The following is a 20,643-nucleotide window of genomic DNA, read 5'->3' as shown; positions in this document are numbered from 1 at the left end:
TTTGATTTGATATCGTTATTGGAAAAATCATTTGTAATTTGATTTTTAATTTTTCAACAAAAAACAATAGAATAGGCCTTCATTGTTTTTGAGTTTCTGAATATTTATTCAGAATAATTATAAATTACTAAGCACAAGTATTTTGCGTAGTCTGAATATTTGTTCAGTATTTGGATTTTGATAACTTTCCGCCAATTATTTTAAATTTTATTGTTATGCTGGATGAAGTTAAATTAAAGAGAAGATCATTTTTAAAAACCGGTGCTATAACCTTTGGAGGCCTTGTTTTGGGATTTCAAATTCCTATGGCTTGTAGTAAAAAGCAAGGCATGAACCTCAAAGATATAGCTTATCATGCTCCAAATGCATTTATAAAAATCGGCACAGATGAGTCTGTTACGATCATTGCGAACCACTCGGAGCTTGGTCAAGGGATTTATACATCATTATGCCAACTGATAGCAGAAGAACTTGAAGTGGATTGGGATAAGATCAAAGTCGAGCATGCTCCTATAGATCCTGCTTATAACCACACCCAAATGGGACCGATCCAAGCTACAGGAAGTAGTATAAGTGCCTTATCGGAATGGACAAGAATGCGGCAGGTTGGCGCTGCTGCTAGAATGATGTTAATAGATGCAGCTGCTCAGACTTGGGGAATTTCTCCGTCGGATTGCAGTGTAGAAAAAGGGGTGGTAAAGGGAAATGGTAAATCATTGACCTACGGCCAATTGGCAGAAAAAGCTTCTGAGCTAGAGGCACCAGATTTAGAAAGTATCGCACTAAAAGATCCAAAGGATTTTAAAGTTGTAGGGAAACCGATCAAAAGATTGGATACCAAGATCAAAACAAATGGCGAGGCCATGTTTGGAATGGATGCAAGTGTTCCAAATATGCTTGTAGCAGTCATTGCAAGGCCTCCAGCATTTGGTGGTAAAGTGAAATCATTTGATGCAAATACTGCGCTAGCTATAGATGGCGTAAAACACGTTATAGAAATCGATAGAGGTATTGCTATCGTAGCAGATGGTTTTTGGAATGCCAAAAAAGGTAGAGATGCTTTGAAAGTAGAGTGGAGTAGTGGTACAAATGGAAACCTTGATACACCAAAACAATCATTGGCTTTCGCAAAAGAGCTCCAATCTGTAGGAAGGCAGGCTGAGGAACGTGGTAATTTGAAGGAAGGTTTTGGAAAAGCGAGTAAGGTTTTCGAGTCCGAATTTGAGTTTCCTTATTTGGCGCATGCTCCTATGGAGCCAATGAATTGTTTGGCAGATGTAAAAGAAGATAGTTGCGATATCTATATCGGTACCCAAATGCCGACTTTTGATATGCTTACCGCTTCTCATTATGCAGGGGTTGCACCAGAAAAAATAAAAGTTAACAATCATTATGTAGGTGGAGGTTTTGGTAGAAAAAGTGTTCTTGATGGACATATCGTCTCAGAGGCAGTTCAAGTTTCTAAAGCTGTAGGTCTTCCAATTAAAGTGATTTGGACTAGAGAGGATGACATTAGAGGAGGATATTATAGGCCTAAAGCCCTTTGTAAAGTAAAAGCTGCCATTGATGAAAATGGTAATCCAATTGCCTGGGAACATCACATCGTTTGTCAAAGTTTTGTTAGAGGCACTGCCCTTGAACAAATGCTGGTTCATGATGATATTGATCATTTGGCAGTTGAGGGAGTTGTACATACTCCATACAATTTGCCTAATTTCAAGCTTCTTTGGCATGAAACCCCTAATGAAATACCTTGTTTATGGATGAGAGGAGTAGGGCATTCATTCAATGCATTTACTGTTGAGACAATGATTGACCAATTGGCTGAAGCTGCAGGGGAAGATGAATATAGCTTTAGGAAGAAGCTACTGAAAGATGACCCTAGAAGTATCGAGACGTTGGAATTGGCTATCAGTAAATCAAAATGGGGACAAACACTTCCGAGTGGTCATGTTTTAGGTTTGGCTATTCATTCATCTTATGGTAGTTGTGTTGCATTTGTTGTAGAGGTTTCTTTGGAGAATCAATGGCCTAAAGTACACCATGTGACAGCTGCGATAGATTGTGGTCCTTATATCAATCCTGATGCAGTCAAAGCCCAAATTGAAGGCAGTGCAATATTCGGTATTACATCAGCCTATTACGGTGAGCTCACTTTGAAAGAAGGGGCTATCGAACAAAGCAATTTCCACAATTATAAAATGCTAAGAATGCATGAAACTCCATTTGTAGATGTACATATAGTGGAGAGTGATAAGGTGATGGGAGGAGTTGGTGAGCCTGGAGTTCCTCCGATTGCCCCAGCAATAGCAAATGCACTTTATAAATTGACTGGAAGGAGGATTTCAAAGCTTCCATTTGACAAAAAGGATTTTGTGTAAATTTTTGACAACTTTTAAATAGTTTTTATCATGATAGAAATAGATGTAAACGGAAAAAAACATAATGTAGATGCCACTGAAGATACACCATTATTATGGATTGTCAGAGAGCAGTTAGGATTGACAGGTTCTAAGTTTGGGTGTGGTATGGCGCAATGCGGAGCATGTACAATGCACTTGGAAGGGGAGGCTGTTAGGTCTTGTATAACGCCACTTTCTAGAGCCAAAGGAAAGAAAATCGTGACGATAGAAGGGCTAGATAAGTCTTTGTCCGAACCGATCCAAAAAGCTTGGATAGAAAAAGATGTACCTCAATGTGGCTATTGCCAATCTGGACAGGTAATGTCAGCGGCTGTCCTTTTAAGGGAAAATCCAAAACCAACAGATGAAGATATTGATAATGCCATGGCAGGCAATATATGTAGGTGTGGTACATATCAAAGAATTAGAGAAGCCATCCATATTGCGGCAAAGAGTATTTAAACTGAAACGATATGAAAAATATTTTTAACAAATTAAAGAATTCCTTCTTAATATGGACCCCTATGGTTTTGATGGTTTTTGTTACTGTATTTGCAGTAAATAAAAACCATGAAGAAGTCGAAAAAAACTATGCGTTTGAAAAACAACTGGAAGAAGAGTCCAAGCAAGCCTTTCTAAAAGCTTATAAAGTATTTATGCATCCCAGATGTGTCAATTGTCATCCAGCAGGCGATGCTCCATTACAAGGTGATGATAGCCATATCCATAGCCAAAATGTGAAAAGAGGTATAGATGGAAAAGGTCTTTATGCCCTCAAATGTTCTAATTGTCATCAGGAGAAAAATATTCCTGGAGACAACATGCCTCCAGGGCATGATATATGGCAGTTGCCACCAGCTCATATGAAAATGGTGTTTGAAGGTAAAAGCCCAAGGCAACTTGCAGAACACTTTATGGACAATGAGTTTACAGGATTTGTAAATTGGCAAGAAGACTTGATTCACCATGTAGAGCATGAACCATTGGTATTACATAGTTGGTCTTACGGTACTCGTCCACCATTGTCCCACGAAGAGTTTGTGGAGAGTCTAAAAGAATGGATCGAAAAAGGGGCTGCATTGCCTGATTGATTTTGTCTTTCAGAGCTAAGCATTTAGACTCATAGTTTTTCAATAGAGGAATAGCTTTAGATTATCAATTAATGTCAAATTTGATATTAATTGGAAATCCAAAAGCTATTCCTCTTTTTATATTATTATATTTCAGTCCTTAGCGATTTTTTGGTAGGAAGCCAATACTCCTCTTACCATGGCAGAAGAGAAGCCTTGATGTTCCATTTCATTAAGCCCTACGATGGTACAGCCTTTTGGAGTGGTTACTTTATCTATGGCTTCCTCTGGATGCATGTTTTTTTGGATCATCAACTCTGCTGCTCCTTTGACAGTTTGGTTTACAATCTGGGAAGCTGTCTTAGCGTCAAACCCAATCTGAATGCCTCCCTGAATCATCGCTCGCATAAACCTCAAAACATATGCGATACCGCATGCACCAAGAACGGTTGCCGCTTCCATCAGAGATTCATCTATTGTAATCGAAAATCCAATGCTATTGAATAGGTTTTTTACCAATTCATCAGTAATTAAGTCATTATTTCTGCCACAAATACACGTGATCGATTCATTGATGTCTGCTGCAATATTTGGCATAGCTCTGTAAACGACCATTTCACGATCTACTACTGCATACATTTCATCCAGTGTAATTCCAGTTGCCAACGAGATAATTGTGTGTTTATTTTTGTCAAGCATAGGCTTGATCTCTTTTAAAATTGAAGTCACATTATAAGGCTTCACACCCAAAATTATAATATCAGATTCTTTTGTAGCGATCATGTTGTCGCTATGTACACGAACTCCTTTATCTTGAAGGTAGAGTAGGTTGGCTGGATTTCTTTTCGTGATATGGAGATTTTGGGCCGAAAAATCCGATTGTTCCAAAAGTCCATTGGCAATCGATGTTCCCAAGTTTCCACAACCGATGATAGCAATTTTTTTATTAGATGTCATTTTATATATCAGTAAATCTTTATCAAAGTTTTATAAAGTTAGAAATATTTAAAATAGCCTTTGCTATATCTATTGAAATCGTAGTGTTGAGATTTTGATTTAAGAATAAAATATGTTTTTAAGTAAGCTTTTGATTGAAAATTCTGAAAACGTCAATCTATTTTTTTTCAAAATATAAAATCAAATTTGTTTTACTTAATGTAAAGTTTGTTTTACATTTGGTAAAATAAAGTTGTCTTATGGAAAATGATAAAATTATACATGTTCCTCTACTAAATAAGAGGTGGAATATTTTTGCTTACTTTTTGTATCCAGCTCCAGTATTTGTTCTCGTTATTTTATTTCTATTGAAAATAAGGTTGACTGGAGAAGGTGTAGCGGATTTGATTTATTCTTTTTGGGCTATGGGATCAATAATTATGATTCTGACTGCAGTAGATAAAGAGGATGAAATGATCAAGCATTTCAGACTTCAGGCATTTCAAACTGGATTTTATTGGTTGGTCTGGGGACTTGGGCTTTTGATAGTAGTTCATCTTTTAGGGAATTTCACAAATGAATTGATATCTGGACCAAAAATATCAGCTCCATTGGTAATGTTTTTATTAAGCACTTATGTATTGGGAGCACTGAAATATCAAATATGGAAATCAAACCGAATAGATGAAAAACATTCAAAATAGCATCCTGATATGATCCCTAAATTTTTATTACCTACCTATTTCAAATCTATTGGGTTTTCCTTATTTCTTATTTCAGTTTTAGGTCATTTGATCTTTGGTTATTTCTATTTTCTCTTCATGATGAGTATGGCATTCTTTGGCTTGTTCATCATCGCTTCTGCCAAAGAGAAAATAGAAGATGAAATGATCCAAACAATCCGATTGAATTCACTTCAAACGGCAGTATTTGCACAAGTACTTTTTGTTTTGGGATTTTCCTTATTTGATGAATGGAGAGCAGAAGGTCTTGTGAATCTACCCATGCCAGCGGTCTTGGTAGGGATTATCTTTATTGGAATCTACCTTATTGTTTTCTACTATCAACTTTATTTTAAGAATAATGAAGAATAGTCTAAAGGTAGAGCGTGCGAAGAAAGATATGACCCAACAAGATTTGGCTGATCAAATTGGAGTAAGTAGACAGACGATCAACTCTATTGAAGCAGGTAAATATGTGCCTTCCACCGTCTTGGCATTGAAGCTTGCAAAGTGTTTTGAAATCAAAGTAGAAGATATATTTGATTTAGACGAAAATGATTGATTCAAACTTAAAATTGATTTGAAATGAAAAAGGTTAAAGTATTGTTTGTTGGAGTTTTGATGATGCTTTCAATTGCATCATTTGTATTCAAGTATGAAACATTGAAAAAAGAAGGTCCAAAGCAAGAGCGCGTATTGGAAATTAAGAACGAAAGGTTCGAGTTGGAACTTTATAGAGAAAAGTTTATTTCAGGAATTGTTTTAAAAGGATCAGCCTCAGGGCCTAATTTATTGCAAAAGTCAGGAACATTTGAAGAGGTTATTATGGCGCTTTTTGACACTCCATTTTTGGATTTCGAAGGAGAAGATAAAAGAAAATATAGATTGGAGTTGAAGAGTAAAGTTCCCTTAGAAGAGGTTCGAAGGGAAGTCGGAACTGCTATTTTTGAAAAGTTAGGGTACAGAACTTCAATGGATTCAAAAAGATATGAACTTTATGAAATTAGTATTTCAAATTTTGATCAAATGGCAACTATGCTAAGTCAAATGGACAAAGGAATGGTTTCTTTTTCTGATATCAAAAATGGAAAGGGGAGATATGTCGGTTATTCCCTTGAGCAAATGGTAAATATGATGAATGAAAATCTTGGCTCGAATAAATTTATAGCTACCGAAATGGAAAAGTCCGAAAGAATAGGCGTTGAAATTTCAAATATTGAAAAACTTGATAGCATTCTTTCAGACCTTAAGAAACAAGGATTTGAAATTAACGAAGTAGTAAAAATTCAAGAGGTTTTGATTATTTCTTCAGAGTAGTAGTAAGTAATGGGCGAAATTTTTTTTCGCCCTTTAATGTAATTTTGTGAGCTTTTCTGGATCAGCTGTAGTCGAAAAATCTGACGTTAATCTTTCAGCATACCCGTCAAGCAATTCTCTTACTCTTGCATGTTTTTTGGATCTTACGATCATTCCTGCGTGGTAATCCAAAGGAACTCTAAAGCAGACTTCTTCATCATCAAAGCTTGAAAGATCTGGCTTTTCAAATTTTGAAAGTGTCAAAACAATTCCTGCATATTCTTTTCTTTTCTTAGGAAGTTTGTAAGTGTAGCCTTTAGCTAGTGAATCTTCTATTTTAGCCCATTCACCCCACAAGTTGATGCCTGAAGCTGCTTCCACCATTTCCGCTAGATGTGCTCCACCTACCCGGCTAGAGGTTTCCAAGAAGTAGATTTTACCATCCTCACGATTTTTTATAAACTCTGTATGTGTAGCTCCATCTTTCATCCCAAAAGCTTTCATAACTTCAATATTGGCTTTTTGGATGGCTTTGTCATCATCAGAGCCATACTCTACATTTGCACTTCTGAAAATCCCGCCACCTTGGGAGATCTCCATTGGTGTTGCAAGATATTTGGAGACTGTACATGAAATCACTTTTCCACCTACATTCAAGCCGTCTGCATGATAGACATCACCAGGCTTGAATTGTTCCACAAGATATCTAATCCTGTTTTCTCCCAATTCATGGATATGCTTCCAAAGGTTCTCTTTGTCATGGACCTTGATGATCCCATTTGCTGAAGCTTCTGATCGAGGTTTCAATACCCAAGGAGCTGCTACATTGTCTGCAAAGTGGTTGATTTCTTCATCATTGAAAAGCGCTGAAAATTCAGGAACCAACACTCCGGCAGCTTTGGCACGTATACGCATGGCAAGCTTGTCCCTAAAATACCGGCCTGTGGTTTGTCCCATTCCTGGGATTCTTAGATTTTCACGGAGAAAAGTTGCTTTCTCTACATCATAATCATCCAAAGCGATGATGGACTCTATTTTGTTTGATTTCATCAGATCCGCTACTCCAAGTAGCAGATGCTCAAGATTCCAATCTAAATCTTGACCAGACATATAGAAAATCTCTTCTAGATGTTCGTGAGGCCAAGGTTTGTTTTTAAGTTTTTCTGATGTGATCAGATATACCTTGTTCCCTAATTTGTTTAATTGAGACATGAAATCTCCCCCTTTGAAAAAGTTGGATACGCAGATAAAAGTTTTTGATGGTGTATTCATAGCTTATAAGTTTTGCAACAATTTAATAATTAAATGGACACCATAAGCAGTAGCATGCTTAGTTTTTGCAAATTCGGAGTCTCCAAATGCAGTTCCTGCTATATCGATGTGTGCCCAAGATGGATGATCTTCAGTAAATGCTTCCAAAAACTTTGCTGCTGTAATCGCTCCAGCAACTGGTTTTCCGTTATAATTTTTTATATCAGCTATTTCACTGTCCATTTCGGATTTGTAACTGTCCCAAAGTGGGAGAGGCCACATCTTTTCGCCTACAGCTTCTCCACTTTCCTGAAGTGCTTCCGAAAGTACTTTATCATTTGTAAATAATGCTGCACAATCATATCCAAAAGTACCAACTGCACTGCCTGTCAAGGTTGCGAAATCCATAACAGTATCAATTTTATAGTTTTTGATCAGGTAGGAGAGACCATCTGCTAAGATTAACCTTCCTTCTGCATCCGTATCGATGATTTCAATTGTCTTACCACTATAGCTTCCAATAACATCCGAGGGCAAAAAAGAAAGGTTATCTACGGCATTTTCCACACATGGAACGATTGCCGTTACATTTACCGGTAATTTCAAATCAGCAATTGCCTGCAATGAACCTAAAACAGCAGCAGCTCCACCCATATCACATTTCATATGAACCATTCCTGCTGTTTTGATATTTAGTCCGCCTGTGTCAAAAGTAACCCCTTTACCTACCAGTCCAATATGCTTTTTGGCATCCGAACTTCTGTATTCTGCAATGATAAACTGTGGTGCTCTCTGCAAATCACTACCTTGACTGACTGCCAAGAATGCTTCTAACCCGATTTCTTTGGCTGCTTTTCTATCCAATACATTTACCGAAAATCCATATTTTTTTCCAGCTTCTTTTGTCCAGTTTGACAAGTACTCTGGAGTGGCAGTGTTTGGCGGAAGATCCACCATTTTCATACTTTCTAACTGTGCATTTACGATTTTCTTAGATGAAATCGCTAGTTCTTCTGTGTGGTCTATTGTTGCGTAAATTCCTAAGGTTACTTTTTCCCAGTCTTTAACTTGTTTTTCGGTATTTTTGAAATGACCTAATCTATATGTCCCCAGGTACAATCCACTGATTGCAGCCTGAAGATGGTTTTCATTCAATTCTTGAGAAAAATAAATATTTAGATCCGTTGAGATCAAATCAGCTTTTTTATGTGCGATTCTTCTAAAAGCTGTTTGAATGGATTTGAAATTGGGATTTTTTCCCAAACCAATCAAGATGATAACCTTTTCACTGTTAGGATCTTCGAGAATGAATTGACTATCTTTTTTCCCTGAGAAAAGATTTTTGGAGACCTTTGATTTTAGCAATTCTTCTGGAACCTTGACGCCATCTTCATTTTCTAAAAATGGGCAAAGTATAATTCCCACAAGTGAGGCTGATGACTTTAAAATATTGATTTTCATCTGTTTTTTGGTCTAAATTTTAATTGATTTTCTCGTAAAAAGGCAGGTTAGATAGCCTATTTGATGCCTTCATTATTCAAGAAGGCTCTAGTGCAAATATGGGATTAAAATTTATAAGGATTTTTCCTCCTTGTCTTTGAAAAATAACCATTCCATTGCTTTTGGAAATTCATCACTCCAAAAGCTTTCATTGTGCTTTCCTTTTTCGTTTATGGACAAGTTTATTTTCATTTTTTCTTTGTTGACTTCTTGTTTGAGAAGTTTCTTTTTGAATTTTTTGACATGCTTGATCATGGTTTCACTTTCATCACCACCTGCATAAAGGTAGATTTTAGTGTCCATAGGCTCGTAGATATCCAAAAAAGAAAACTTGATCTTTGGCAAGACCCAAAGGGAAGGAGAGAAGATCATCAATTTTCCATAGACTTCTGGATACATCAGTCCGCTAAAAATACTTACCAATCCACCCATAGAACTACCACCTATTCCGGTGAATTCCCGCTGCGGCTTGGTTCGGAAGTTTTTGTCCACAAAAGGCTTTAGTGTATCAGTTACAAACCTGATGTATTTTTTTCCTTGTCCTTTGCCAAGTAATGTGTTTCCGACATTGTATTCGATTACACGATCTTTTTCCGCATGCTCTATAGCAATGACTATCAGCTTTCCTATGCCATAATATGACATTACAGCAAGTTTTTTGTCTATTTGCCAATTGCCATAAGCGGCATTTTCATTGAAAAGGTTTTGGGCATCTTGAAGGTAGAGAACGGGATAGCACTCTTCTGATGTATCATAATCGTGAGGAAGTAGAGCCCAGATTTTTCGTGTCTTATTAAGTTGGGGAATCTCGAATTCCTCAGAGATCAAATGGATCTTAGGAAGATGCTCAGCTTGAAATGGTAGCCAATTTTTTCTCCATCTCGGTACATGTGCTTCATGATGTTCCTTGTACTCGGGAATAATCCTGTTCAGGGTTTTGTTTCCATACCTATCAATTTCCACTTCAGACCAATCTCCTTTTGTGAATTTGTACTCTAAGGGAAAAGAGATCTCAAAATCGGAAGGGAAAACATAGCTATATTTTCCATCCTCCAATTTCTTCATTTGGAATTCGTTGTCCTGTGTAAGCCAATTATTGAAATTACCTGAGATAAAGACAGGCCTATCGTCGTCCTCTTCTGTAGTTAGAATCAAAGTTAAGCCTTTCTTTTCCGCAGTATCTTTATCGTCTGTAGGCAAAACCATATAATCTTTAATCATCGAAAATAAATTGAAAATAAATTTTAAAACCTGACCGGAGAGGTTCTAATTTCTGGCTCCTGAATCATAATGTAAGACTCACCTTCTTTAGCGTGACAGGCGTTACATGCTGATGTCAATGCTCTGAACCCTTTGATGAATTCTTCTTTGTTTTCTTTTTTGACCAATTCTTCCATTGCTGGCAGAGTTTCTTTCATAAAACTTTCTGCTGATTCTGCTCTTACAGGTCTTCTTTTTAGACCATCTTCTATGGCTTCTATCATGTGCTCCACCTGATGCTCAGCATAACCCCAGTTTTCATCCATTCCGGCCCAATACAATTCGGAATATCTATAGGATACTTCTACCATCGTCCTGCTGAATCCGCCTAGTTGATGCGCTACCTCTTCAAATTTCTCTTCAGATGTGCCTTCCAACCAGCCTTCAGAACCTACTGCTGTACTTTTTTCTTCATTTACTGCAGTTTGACACGAGGCAAGTAGTGCTAGGGCGAATAAGTTTAGGATTGTTTTTTTCATTTTTTTATTTGTTTTATAGGAAAGCTTGCAACGGAAAAGGTTTAATATTGTTCCTGTGTTAGACATTTTTGAATGAAGCAATATACCTGCATGATTTAGAGCTAGCTTGAATTTATAATTCTTTTAAATTGTTTTTTAGTTGTAAAGTATGTATTGCTGCGACTGCAGCAGTTTCGGATCTTAACCGACTTTTTCCAAGAGAGCAAGGTAAGAAATGATTGTCAAATGCTAATTGTAATTCTTGTTTTGAAAAATCCCCTTCAGGACCAATCAAAACCAAGTATGCATTATCAACTTTTGTTTTGTCAAATAAATGTCTGTCATTTTCCTTATCCACATAAGCAATAAACCTCTGATAAGTGTCAAAGTTTTTGTCTTGGACCAATTCAGTCATTGGGCGAACTGGATTTAATTTCGGAATTCTAGTCTTGAGACTTTGCTTACAGGCTGAAATAATTTTTTTCTCTAAACGGTCAAGCTTGAGATGGCTTCTTTCCGAAAATTCAGATTCCATAAAAGTGATTTCATGTACACCAATTTCGGTCAATTTTTCCACCATCCATTCCATTCGGTCAGAATTTTTGGTGGGAGAAATAGCCAGGTGAATATAATAATCATCCTCAGGTGTGAACTCCCTTTCTTCGATTCTGAGTTTTGCTTTTTTTGGATTTGCTTCTGTGATTACACAGTGAAGCAAACTTCCTTTTCCATTAGTGAAATGAACACGATCTCCTTGCGTTTTTCTCAGTACTTTGATAAGGTGTTTTGATTCTTCTGCATCAAGGTCGAAATGATCCTCGTTGGTGTGTTCGTGGAAAAATAGCTGCATTCTTTTTGTGTTTTCTTTGAGCTAAATTAAGTAATGCTTTTGATAAGATTAAATGTGTAGCGTAAAATTTAAAGTGTTTTTTTAATAGAAATATTTTAAATACTTAATTCTACTCAAATAGGCATTGCTTAAAAATGAAAAAAGCGCACCCTTTTGAAAGGGTACGCTTATATTGCCTTTAGGTTATTGATTAACCTTTAGAAATCTCAATGTTTACAATCTTACCTTTGATCGTATTGTCTCTCATAACGCTGATCACGTGATCTGCATCTTTCTGAGGTACATCTACAAAAGAGAAGTTGTCAAAAATATCGATTCCACCAATGCTTTTTCCTGGTACGCCAGTTTCACCAGCGATAGCTCCAACGATATCATTTGGACGGATTCTGTCTTTTGCTCCAACGTTGATGAAAAGACGTGCCATTCCTGGTTCTCTTACACCTTTTTCTCTTGAAGAAGTTCTTTCTCTTCTTGGTGCTCTTTCAGAACGATCAAATCTATCACCACCTCTTTCAGAACGGTCTCTGCCAGAGAATCTGTCTCCTCTTTCGCTTCTTCCTCTTCCTCCAAAGTCTCTTTCACCTCTTCTAGAACCTCTGTCACCACGGTCTCTATCTCTTCCTCCACCTAAATCTAGTCCGAAGTTTTGATCTTCCATTTCCTTGACAGTTTCACCCATCTGCATTTTGATTAGACCAAGTGCAACTTGCTCTATTGTCAAACCTTCAGCAAGCATCATTCCGATAGTTTCTTCGAAAAGTTGATTGTCCTCTACTTTGTTGACAGAAGCATTTACATCCTTCACCAATGAAGCTTTTTTCAACTCCACTAAGTCAGTTACAGAAGGGGGATCCATTTTATGGATTGTAGTCTTGATAAATTTCTCAAGATCTCTCAATCTATAAGTATCTTTTCTTCCAGTTACAAAACTCAAAGCCATACCTGATTTACCAGCTCTACCTGTTCTACCGATTCTGTGAACGTAGTTTTCTTCGTCAAGTGGCAAATCATAATTGAATACGGCTTCAACATCATCCACATCTATACCTCTAGCGGCTACATCTGTAGCTACCAATACTGAGCAAGTTCCTTTTCTGAACTTATTCATTACTTTGGTTCTTTGTGCTTGTGAAAGGTCACCATGAAGTGCTTCTGCCATTATTCCTTTCGAAATCAACGCTTCTGTTACTTCATCTGTAGCTCTTTTTGTATTACAGAATACCACACTTAGTTTGAATTGGTTAATGTCCATTAATCTGGCCATCAATTCGATTCTTAAGCTTGGTCTTACTTCATAATAAGCTTGAGAGATATTTTCTACAGTCAATTCTTTTCTCAATACTTTTACAATCTCAGGATTGGTTTGGTATTTTCTAGTCAAGTCAAGAATTGGCTTAGGCATCGTTGCTGAGAAGAATACAGTTTGTCTTTCTTCTGGCATTGAGCTCAAAATCGTCTCGATATCATCTCTGAAACCCATATCCAACATCTCATCAGCTTCATCCAATACGATGATACTAACTTGACTTAGGTTAAGAGTTCTTCTTTGCATGTGGTCCATTATACGACCAGGGGTTCCTACTACAATCTGAACACCTCTCTTAAGGCTTTTGATTTGTCTGTCAATAGACTCACCGCCATAGATACATGTGCTGCTGATTCCTCTTTTGTATTTAGATAGTTTGACGATCTCGCCTTCTACTTGTACTGCAAGCTCTCTTGTAGGACAAAGGATCAAAGCTTGTGGCTTGTTGATCGTTGGATCTACTTGATCGATGATCGGGATACCAAAAGACGCAGTCTTACCCGTTCCGGTTTGAGCTTGTCCGATGACATCTCTGCCATCAAGCAAAAGAGGTATAGATTGTGATTGAATAGTAGATGGTTGGGTGTAACCCATATCCTCTACTGCCTTTAGGATTTCTGCTGAAATCCCAAGGTCTGAGAATGTTAATTCTTGTTCCATGAAATGTTTCCTTACTCTTCTGAACCATGATTTCCTAGAAGCATCCCAAAGTAAGCGACAGTAAGGAAACCCACGGTTAGAAAAATGTTATAATTTTAATTCGGTTGCAAAGGTAGATTAATTAATTGGAATTGCAATAGGAACTCTAAAGATTTTAGAATATTCTTTAAGGAAAAAGATAAAATTGTGAGAAATCTTCTGATAATCACCAGTTGAGGTTTTTCAATTCCTAACTTAATTTGTTAATATACTTTTCAGAAGGTCTAAAGTCTAAAAGGGAGTTTAAATTTTTTCATCTTACTTAACGAGAATTTCAGCTTGAACATCAATTCTAAAACCATTTGTTCGTTCAAAAAATGACTTCCTTTCTGCTGTGTCAATTACAGTAAAGCTTGGATGTTTTCTATTACAGGCAAATGCTTTTTTGTAGCGAAAACTAGATAAGTCATGATGTTTTGAAATTAGTTTTATTGTATTTTCTAATTGCCCTTTTGCATCAGAAATCCAGCCACCCTTCCCTTTTTCTTTCAATTCTACAAGATAGATACTTTGAACAAATGTCAGCATCCCATCACAAGAACTTTCTTTGTCGTTAGTACCTTCTTTGAAGATATTGATACAATTATCTATAGCAGTGAATGAAATCTCAATTTCATTATCATTTTTTACTACAGCAATCCATTTTTTACTGTCGGAAATGTCCGTGTATGCACTTGATCCGTTTTGATCATCACATATTCCGAACTGCTCGTCTGTTCTTGAAACTTCTTTACAGTCTGTATCAAAAAAATTCACACTCATAACTCTTGCTCAATTTCAAGTAAGGAATCAAAAATCAAATTACTTTCAGCTAATGTTTCGTTAAGGAAGTTTTTGTCTGATGGGATCCCATAAATGGTTTCCAATTTTTTAATACTGCCATCTTTTTCATCTAATTGATAGATAGCTATGTCGCCAGAATAAACCATTGAATCCCTTGGGATTAGATGATACAATTTAGATAGCATGGTGCTTTTTTTTGACGATTTTTTAATTTTACTTTCCAAATATTCTCCTTGAATTACAATACTTAAATAGTTTATTATGTATGGACTGTGTGTAGTTATAATTAGTTTATTTCCTAAGTTCATCGAATTGCATTTCAATAAGCTTTGTAACATTTGCCATTGTGAAGTTGGGAAAAGGTTCTGTTCAGGTTCTTCAACTATGTTTATAAATGCTGTTTTGTTGAATTTTGATGAAAGAACAGACAAAGCGCCTCTTTTCTGTTCATCTGTCAAGCTATCGTTACTCCAAATATCTTCAACACCTTTTTTAAAACGTTGCATTTCTTCACTGCTCATAGTTTGCTGGGTTGCCTCGCTTTGCCTTTTTACAGAATTGGATAAATAATCTGAAACTAAATACAATGGTACTAGTGATTGGAAACCACTTGAAGCTTCAGTAAGTTTTACTTTATATCCTTCTCCTTTTAAATTTAGAGAATCATTTAGTTTGTCATATTCAACCCCCACATTATTTATTGGAAGGTTTTCAAATCCTTTTATTTCATTTTTAGCATTGTCAAACTCAGTCAAAAACTCCTTTAACGATTCCGATGAAAGTTTTAGCTCCTTTGGGGTTTTTACATAGGTAATGAAGTTTCTTTCCGCAGGGACATACATGATTTGCGGTAGCGGATACTCTTTGTTTTGAATTTCACTAATTACCAGAGAATCATTTTTATAAATAATTGAAAATGCGTCTCCTTCGTATTCAATCTCAGTTTTATCAGCTTCATTAACTACAAAGTAATTTTCAAGCCGATGATAGTTTAAATATTGGTTTTTCGATTGGTTTTTTTTAGTGAAAGTTTTTATAAAGTGTTTTTTATCGTAATCACCTCTTACGAGAGCTTTTTCAATCCATGTAAAAGTAGAAATTAATTTAGCAACCGTACTTTTCCCTGATCCTTGATTGCCGATAAATGCAGTGACTTTTTTTATATCAACCCAACCATCATTAGTTTTACAACCTTCTTTTATTGGTCCAAAATTCTTAATTTTAATTCTGCTCATTGTATTGAATGTAAGTATTACAAATTTACAACTTTGATTTCGTTTATGATTCTAAAAACCTTTAAATGTATCAAATAATATCAGGTGGGATTTTGATTTGTTGGGTTTTCGGATGTATTCCTAGTTTGAAGCTACTTTAAGTCTAAAGTGCATTTGTACAAATATCATGTTGAAAGAGAGAGGGAAGCTTTAATATCTTTAATTGCTTCATCCTAAGAAGGACTATTTACTTTTCAAAAAAGTATAGAAGTGAAGATTTCGCTACTACATATATTTTGAAGAAAGCCCATTTACATAAGAAATATATTCTTCTGAAGCTTCTGCTTTTTCTTTGCCTGATTCCTTCATCCATGCATTGTATTTAGCCGCTGCTACGAAGTCAAAACCTCCAGGCCTCTCTTCTTTGTTGTCTCCAATGGTAGCTTGCTTGTATAAAGCATATATTTTCAGCAATTCTTCATTGGTAGGTTTGCTTGTGAATTTTTTTGTCAATGCTACTGCTTCTTCTAGTGTATTTGCGTTCATAGGTAAACTCATTGATTGGATGTGAGTTTCCAAATATAAAGAAGTTAGTGGTATTTTAAAATTGAAAGATAAAAGAAAAAAACATCAATTATTTAAAGACAACAGTTAACAGAAAGGATAGCTTTTCCTATCATGGCTTGTGACTCCACAAGGCATAGGCGGGGTAAGACAATTAACTTTTGTAAGCGGTGGTAAATGAAGGTCAGTTAGGAAAAGAGCTTGTGATCAAAAAGGCCTGTTAAGACACAGACATTGGAATAAAAAGAGTCCCAAAACAATTAGTTGCCTTGGGACTCTTTTTAATGATAAAAAAGGGTTTATTAACCTCTTTTGTTCATAGAAACGTACTCTCTTTCAGTTGCTCCTGTATATACCTGACGAGGTCTTCCGATTGGCTCGTTGTTTTCTCTCATTTCTTTCCATTGTGCGATCCAGCCTGGCAGTCTTCCGATAGCAAACATCACTGTAAACATATCTGTAGGTATTCCCAATGCTCTGTAAATAATTCCAGAATAGAAGTCTACGTTTGGATATAGATTTCTATCGATGAAGTATTGGTCACTCAAAGCAGCTTCTTCTAGTTCTTTGGCAATGTCTAAGATTGGATCGTTCACACCTAATTTGGCAAGGACGTCATCAGCAGCTTTTTTGATGATTTTGGCACGTGGATCGAAGTTTTTGTAAACTCTATGGCCAAAGCCCATCAATCTGAATGGATCGTTTTTATCTTTAGCCTTGTCGATGAATTTTTTGGTATCACCACCATCAGCTTTGATCTCTTCTAGCATTTCAATCACAGCTTGGTTTGCACCACCATGAAGTGGTCCCCAAAGAGCATTGATACCTGCGGAAATTGAAGCGTAGATACTTGCTTGTGATGAACCTACCATTCTTACAGTAGAGGTAGAACAGTTTTGTTCATGATCCGCATGAAGGATTAACAATTGATCCAAAGCTTTTGCAACTACTGGGTCAGCGTCATATCCTTCGGCAGGAAGTGCAAACATCATCTTCAGGAAGTTAGAACAATAATCTAGGCTATTGTCTGGATAATTTACTGGATGTCCCACTTTGTTTTTGAATGCCCAAGCAGCAAAAGTTGGGATTTTTGCCAACAATCTGATGATGCTTAGATTGACAGCTTCTTCATTCCTTGTAGGATCTAGAGATTCTGGATAAAAAGCAGTCAAAGAGCAAATCAAAGAAGACAATACACCCATAGGATGGGAGCGAGAAGGAAAACCATCAAGAATCTTCTTGATATCCTCGTGCACCAAGGTATGTGTAGTAATTTCTCTTGTAAATTTTTCGTACTCTTTTTGACTTGGAAGGTCACCGTAAATCAGTAAATAGGCAACTTCCAAAAATGATGATTTCTCTGCAAGCTCTTCGATTCCATATCCTCTATATTTAAGAATACCATTTTCACCATCCAAATAAGTGATTGCACTTGACGTGGATCCTGTGTTTTTGAATCCTGGGTCTATTGTAATAAGACCAGTTTGGCCTCTCAATTTTGCAATATCAATAGCCTTTTCGTTTTCTGTACCTTCAATTACTGGAAGTTCGTACTCTTTTCCTCCATATGATAACTTAGCTGTTTCGGACATAGGTTGATTATATTTATTAGTTTATTGATTTCTATTTAAGTATTAACTCATTTGAGTGCCTTAAGTTAGTAAAAACGAGTGTTATTTACATGATTATTCATATTAGCGGTCATTTATGCGTAATAACTTTGCGATTAAATAAATACTGAACAATGCGTCTTTTTTTGAATATTTCCTGCAAATAAACAGTTTTGTAACTCAAGATAAAAACAATAGCTATCGGTTTCGAAATAATATACTGTTTTCAATTGGTAAATTTGCTATATTTTTTTAGCAAAAAAAAATGCCCCGAAGGGCAAATATTATTTACAGAAGTGCTCAAATACTTCAACTAAATGATCACCGATCATTTGAGCATTCCTGCCTTCAATATGGTGTCTTTCGATAAAATGTACCAATTCACCATCCTTGAAAAGAGCCATAGCTGGAGAAGATGGAGGATAAGGCAATACTATCTCTCTGAACTTTGATACTGCAGATACATCATTTCCTGCAAACACTGTAGCCAATGAAGTAGGTTTGGCAGAGCTTTTGTCCAAAGCATACCTTACACCTGGTCTCGCAGCACCTGCTGCACAACCACAAACTGAATTTACTACCACAAAAGTAGTTCCTTTGTGATCTTTAAGGTGACTGACCACATCTTCGTCGGTTCTGAATTCCTGAAAACCAACGTCAGTTAATTCTGCACGCATCGGTGCAATTAAATCCTCTGGATACATATATTTTTTATTTAAATTTTTAAAGAAAACCTAATTCAAGCTTTGCAGCATCAGACATCATGTCTTGAGAATAAGGAGGGTCAAATGTCAACTCCAATTCCACATGGTTGATGCCTTGAATCTGTTGTATTTTGTCTTTGATCTCACTTGGAATAAATTCCGCAGATGGACAATTTGGAGAAGTAAGCGTCATCAACACAAATACATTGTTGACTGGATAGATGCTGATTTCATAGATTAATCCTAGTTCGTAAACGTCCACTGGAATCTCTGGATCATAGACCTGCTTGATGGCTGTGATAACTTTTTCTTTCAACTCCTGAGAAGGAATCTCTACCATATTGTTGTTGGTATCAGACATATTTTTATGCGTTAATTTTAGCTTGATAAGCTATAGCGTATAATTTCATTTGCTTGATCATCGCTGCAAGACCATTTGATCTTTGCGAACCGATGATATTTCCCATTCCGATTTTATCAATAAAATTCAATTCTGCATTGATAATCTCTTGTGGAGTCTTTCCAGACAAGACACGAATCAAAAGACTGATCAAACCCTTTGTAATGTCTGTATTTGAGTCTGCCAAATAGTGTACTTTGTTTTCCTTTTCGAAAGCAGTAAGCCACACTTTTGATTGACAACCTTTGATGATATGCTCGTCTGTTTTATCTGCTTCGGGCATTTCAGGTAATTTATCACCCAATTCCATAATGTAGAAAATGGTGGATTCCCTGTCATCACCAAGTATGCTAAACTCTTCTATGATTTCGTTCTGTGTATCTTGGATGGTCATTTGTTCTTGATTTTTGCAATTTTTGAAACAGAAGCCACAAGCGTCTCAATTTCTGATTTGGTATTGTAAACAGAGAATGAAGCCCTAACAGTTCCTTCAATCCCAAATCTTTGCATCAAAGGCTGCGTGCAATGATGACCAGTTCTGACAGCTATCCCATTTGCATCAAGCATCATTCCGACATCAAAGGGATGCATGCCGTTGATGTTAAAAGAAATTACACTGACTTTGTCTTTGGCCGTCCCCACTGGTACAAATCCTTTGATAGCCTGTAAATGTTCTGTAGCGTAGGAGAGGAGGTCGTCTTCGTGTGCTTTGATTTCTTTTTTGCCAAGATCATTGATAAACTCCAAAGCCCTCCCAAATGCAATCACATCCCCAATATTTGGTGTGCCAGCTTCGAATTTGAAAGGTAGTTCGTTGAAAGTTGTTTTTTCAAATGTTACTTCCTTGATCATTTCTCCACCACCTTGATAAGGTGGCATTGCGTCAAGTATTTCTCTTTTGCCATATAGAACTCCCAAGCCTGTAGGGCCATAGAGTTTGTGTGCTGAGAAAACAAGGAAATCGCAATCTAAGGCCTGAACATCTACCTCAAGATGACTAGTCGATTGGGCTCCATCCAGCAAAACTTTTGCTCCAACTTTATGCGCTTTCGAAATGATTTCCTCAACCGGATTGATTGTGCCCAGAGCATTGGAAACATGGACTACACTCACAAGCTTTGTTCTTGGAGACAAAAGCCCATCATAAGCTTCCATATCCAATTCTCCAGCCTCATTGATAGGAATTATCTTTAAGATTGCACCCTTTTCTTCACACAGTATTTGCCATGGGACTATATTTGAGTGGTGTTCGAGGGTAGAAATGATGATTTCGTCACCTTCCTTGATGAATTTCCTTCCAAATGTAGCTGCTACCAAATTGATTCCTTCAGTAGTGCCTTTGGTGAAAATGATCTCAGCTTCCTCTTTTGAATTGATGAAAGTTTTGATCAATCCTCGTGTGGTTTCATAATATCTCGTCGCCCTATCAGCTAAAGTATGCGCTCCTCTATGGATGTTGGAATTGTCTTTTTTATAATAATCTGACAATGACTCTATGACTGCCAAAGGTTTTTGGGTAGTCGCTGCATTGTCAAAATAAATCAAAGGTTTTCCATTTACTTCTTGATGAAGTACTGGGAAAAGTCCTCTTATATGATCAATATTTAATGGCATAAGT

22 protein-coding genes are annotated in these 20,643 nt (G+C 36.6%); 7 read left to right on the top strand and 15 right to left on the bottom strand.

Annotated features, from left to right (window positions below):
* Positions 1-215: 215 nt before the first annotated feature.
* From MM236_RS04250 to MM236_RS04240, 3 genes are read left to right on the top strand one after another with little or no spacing between them, the layout of a single operon-like run.
* Positions 216-2,381, top strand: coding sequence for a xanthine dehydrogenase family protein molybdopterin-binding subunit (locus MM236_RS04250; protein WP_241273685.1), 2,166 nt, complete (start codon positions 216-218; stop codon positions 2,379-2,381).
* Between the two features lie 30 nt (positions 2,382-2,411).
* Positions 2,412-2,864, top strand: a complete 453-nt coding sequence (locus MM236_RS04245) for a (2Fe-2S)-binding protein (protein ID WP_241273684.1) — start codon at positions 2,412-2,414, stop codon at positions 2,862-2,864.
* An 11-nt stretch (positions 2,865-2,875) separates the two neighbouring features.
* Positions 2,876-3,493, top strand: a complete 618-nt coding sequence (locus tag MM236_RS04240; RefSeq protein WP_241273683.1) for a hypothetical protein — start codon at positions 2,876-2,878, stop codon at positions 3,491-3,493.
* 132 nt (positions 3,494-3,625) lie between these two features.
* Here MM236_RS04240 and proC read toward each other — a convergent pair whose 3' ends face one another.
* Positions 3,626-4,429 carry a pyrroline-5-carboxylate reductase gene (proC, locus tag MM236_RS04235; RefSeq protein ID WP_241273682.1) on the bottom strand — a complete coding sequence of 268 codons (804 nt, stop codon included), beginning with the start codon at positions 4,427-4,429 and terminating at the stop codon, positions 3,626-3,628.
* A gap of 239 nt (positions 4,430-4,668) precedes the next feature.
* On the opposite strand from proC, the gene MM236_RS04230 reads away from it, so the two are divergent.
* Genes MM236_RS04230 through MM236_RS04215 form a run of 4 tightly spaced genes read left to right on the top strand, consistent with a single transcriptional unit; the run spans position 4,669 to position 6,447 of the window.
* Complete coding sequence (locus MM236_RS04230; RefSeq protein WP_241273681.1) at positions 4,669-5,112, top strand: hypothetical protein; 444 nt, start codon at positions 4,669-4,671, stop codon at positions 5,110-5,112.
* 9 nt (positions 5,113-5,121) lie between these two features.
* Positions 5,122-5,502, top strand: coding sequence for a hypothetical protein (locus MM236_RS04225; RefSeq protein ID WP_241273680.1), 381 nt, complete (start codon positions 5,122-5,124; stop codon positions 5,500-5,502).
* The gene (locus MM236_RS04220; RefSeq protein WP_255742335.1) at positions 5,492-5,692 is read left to right on the top strand and encodes a helix-turn-helix transcriptional regulator; all 201 of its coding nucleotides are present in this window, start codon (positions 5,492-5,494) and stop codon (positions 5,690-5,692) included. Before MM236_RS04225 ends, MM236_RS04220 begins: the two co-directional genes overlap by 11 nt.
* 23 nt (positions 5,693-5,715) lie before the next feature.
* Positions 5,716-6,447: a hypothetical protein gene (locus MM236_RS04215; RefSeq protein WP_241273679.1), complete on the top strand. Its 732-nt coding sequence runs from the start codon at positions 5,716-5,718 to the stop codon at positions 6,445-6,447.
* Between the two features lie 33 nt (positions 6,448-6,480).
* Here MM236_RS04215 and MM236_RS04210 read toward each other — a convergent pair whose 3' ends face one another.
* The 14 genes from MM236_RS04210 to MM236_RS04145 form a co-directional block, all read right to left on the bottom strand.
* Positions 6,481-7,698, bottom strand: coding sequence for an ATP-grasp domain-containing protein (locus MM236_RS04210; protein ID WP_241273678.1), 1,218 nt, complete (start codon positions 7,696-7,698; stop codon positions 6,481-6,483).
* A 3-nt stretch (positions 7,699-7,701) separates the two neighbouring features.
* Complete coding sequence (locus MM236_RS04205) at positions 7,702-9,138, bottom strand: leucyl aminopeptidase family protein (RefSeq protein WP_241273677.1); 1,437 nt, start codon at positions 9,136-9,138, stop codon at positions 7,702-7,704.
* Between the two features lie 111 nt (positions 9,139-9,249).
* Entirely contained in the window at positions 9,250-10,398 is a 1,149-nt protein-coding gene (locus MM236_RS04200; protein WP_241273676.1) for an alpha/beta hydrolase, read from the bottom strand.
* Positions 10,399-10,421: 23 nt separating this feature from the next.
* A complete protein-coding gene (locus tag MM236_RS04195; protein ID WP_241273675.1) occupies positions 10,422-10,916 on the bottom strand; it encodes a hypothetical protein in 495 nt (164 codons plus the stop codon).
* Positions 10,917-11,028: 112 nt separating this feature from the next.
* Positions 11,029-11,745: a 16S rRNA (uracil(1498)-N(3))-methyltransferase gene (locus tag MM236_RS04190; RefSeq protein ID WP_241273674.1), complete on the bottom strand. Its 717-nt coding sequence runs from the start codon at positions 11,743-11,745 to the stop codon at positions 11,029-11,031.
* A gap of 190 nt (positions 11,746-11,935) precedes the next feature.
* Positions 11,936-13,711 carry a DEAD/DEAH box helicase gene (locus MM236_RS04185; RefSeq protein WP_241273673.1) on the bottom strand — a complete coding sequence of 592 codons (1,776 nt, stop codon included), beginning with the start codon at positions 13,709-13,711 and terminating at the stop codon, positions 11,936-11,938.
* A gap of 297 nt (positions 13,712-14,008) precedes the next feature.
* Complete coding sequence (locus tag MM236_RS04180) at positions 14,009-14,512, bottom strand: hypothetical protein (protein ID WP_241273672.1); 504 nt, start codon at positions 14,510-14,512, stop codon at positions 14,009-14,011.
* Positions 14,509-15,768 (bottom strand): AAA family ATPase, encoded by a 1,260-nt coding sequence (locus MM236_RS04175; protein WP_241273671.1) that lies wholly within the window; start codon positions 15,766-15,768, stop codon positions 14,509-14,511. The genes MM236_RS04180 and MM236_RS04175 overlap by 4 nt, the downstream gene beginning before the upstream one ends.
* 264 nt (positions 15,769-16,032) lie before the next feature.
* A complete protein-coding gene (locus MM236_RS04170; protein WP_241273670.1) occupies positions 16,033-16,293 on the bottom strand; it encodes an acyl-CoA-binding protein in 261 nt (86 codons plus the stop codon).
* Positions 16,294-16,613: 320 nt separating this feature from the next.
* The gene (locus tag MM236_RS04165; protein WP_241273669.1) at positions 16,614-17,903 is read right to left on the bottom strand and encodes a citrate synthase; all 1,290 of its coding nucleotides are present in this window, start codon (positions 17,901-17,903) and stop codon (positions 16,614-16,616) included.
* Positions 17,904-18,205: 302 nt separating this feature from the next.
* Positions 18,206-18,625, bottom strand: a complete 420-nt coding sequence (locus MM236_RS04160; protein WP_241273668.1) for a BrxA/BrxB family bacilliredoxin — start codon at positions 18,623-18,625, stop codon at positions 18,206-18,208.
* A 19-nt stretch (positions 18,626-18,644) separates the two neighbouring features.
* Positions 18,645-18,986, bottom strand: a complete 342-nt coding sequence (locus MM236_RS04155) for a DUF59 domain-containing protein (protein WP_241273667.1) — start codon at positions 18,984-18,986, stop codon at positions 18,645-18,647.
* A 4-nt stretch (positions 18,987-18,990) separates the two neighbouring features.
* Positions 18,991-19,419 (bottom strand): SufE family protein, encoded by a 429-nt coding sequence (locus MM236_RS04150; RefSeq protein WP_241273666.1) that lies wholly within the window; start codon positions 19,417-19,419, stop codon positions 18,991-18,993.
* Positions 19,416-20,639, bottom strand: coding sequence for a cysteine desulfurase (locus MM236_RS04145; RefSeq protein WP_241273665.1), 1,224 nt, complete (start codon positions 20,637-20,639; stop codon positions 19,416-19,418). Before MM236_RS04145 ends, MM236_RS04150 begins: the two co-directional genes overlap by 4 nt.
* Between the last annotated feature and the right edge of the window lie 4 nt (positions 20,640-20,643).

The sequence above is a fragment of the Belliella calami genome (genome assembly GCF_022549695.1).
In the GTDB taxonomy this organism is placed as follows: domain Bacteria; phylum Bacteroidota; class Bacteroidia; order Cytophagales; family Cyclobacteriaceae; genus Belliella; species Belliella calami.
Note: the sequence above shows the minus strand (reverse complement) of the source record. Positions and strands in the feature narration are given on the sequence as shown.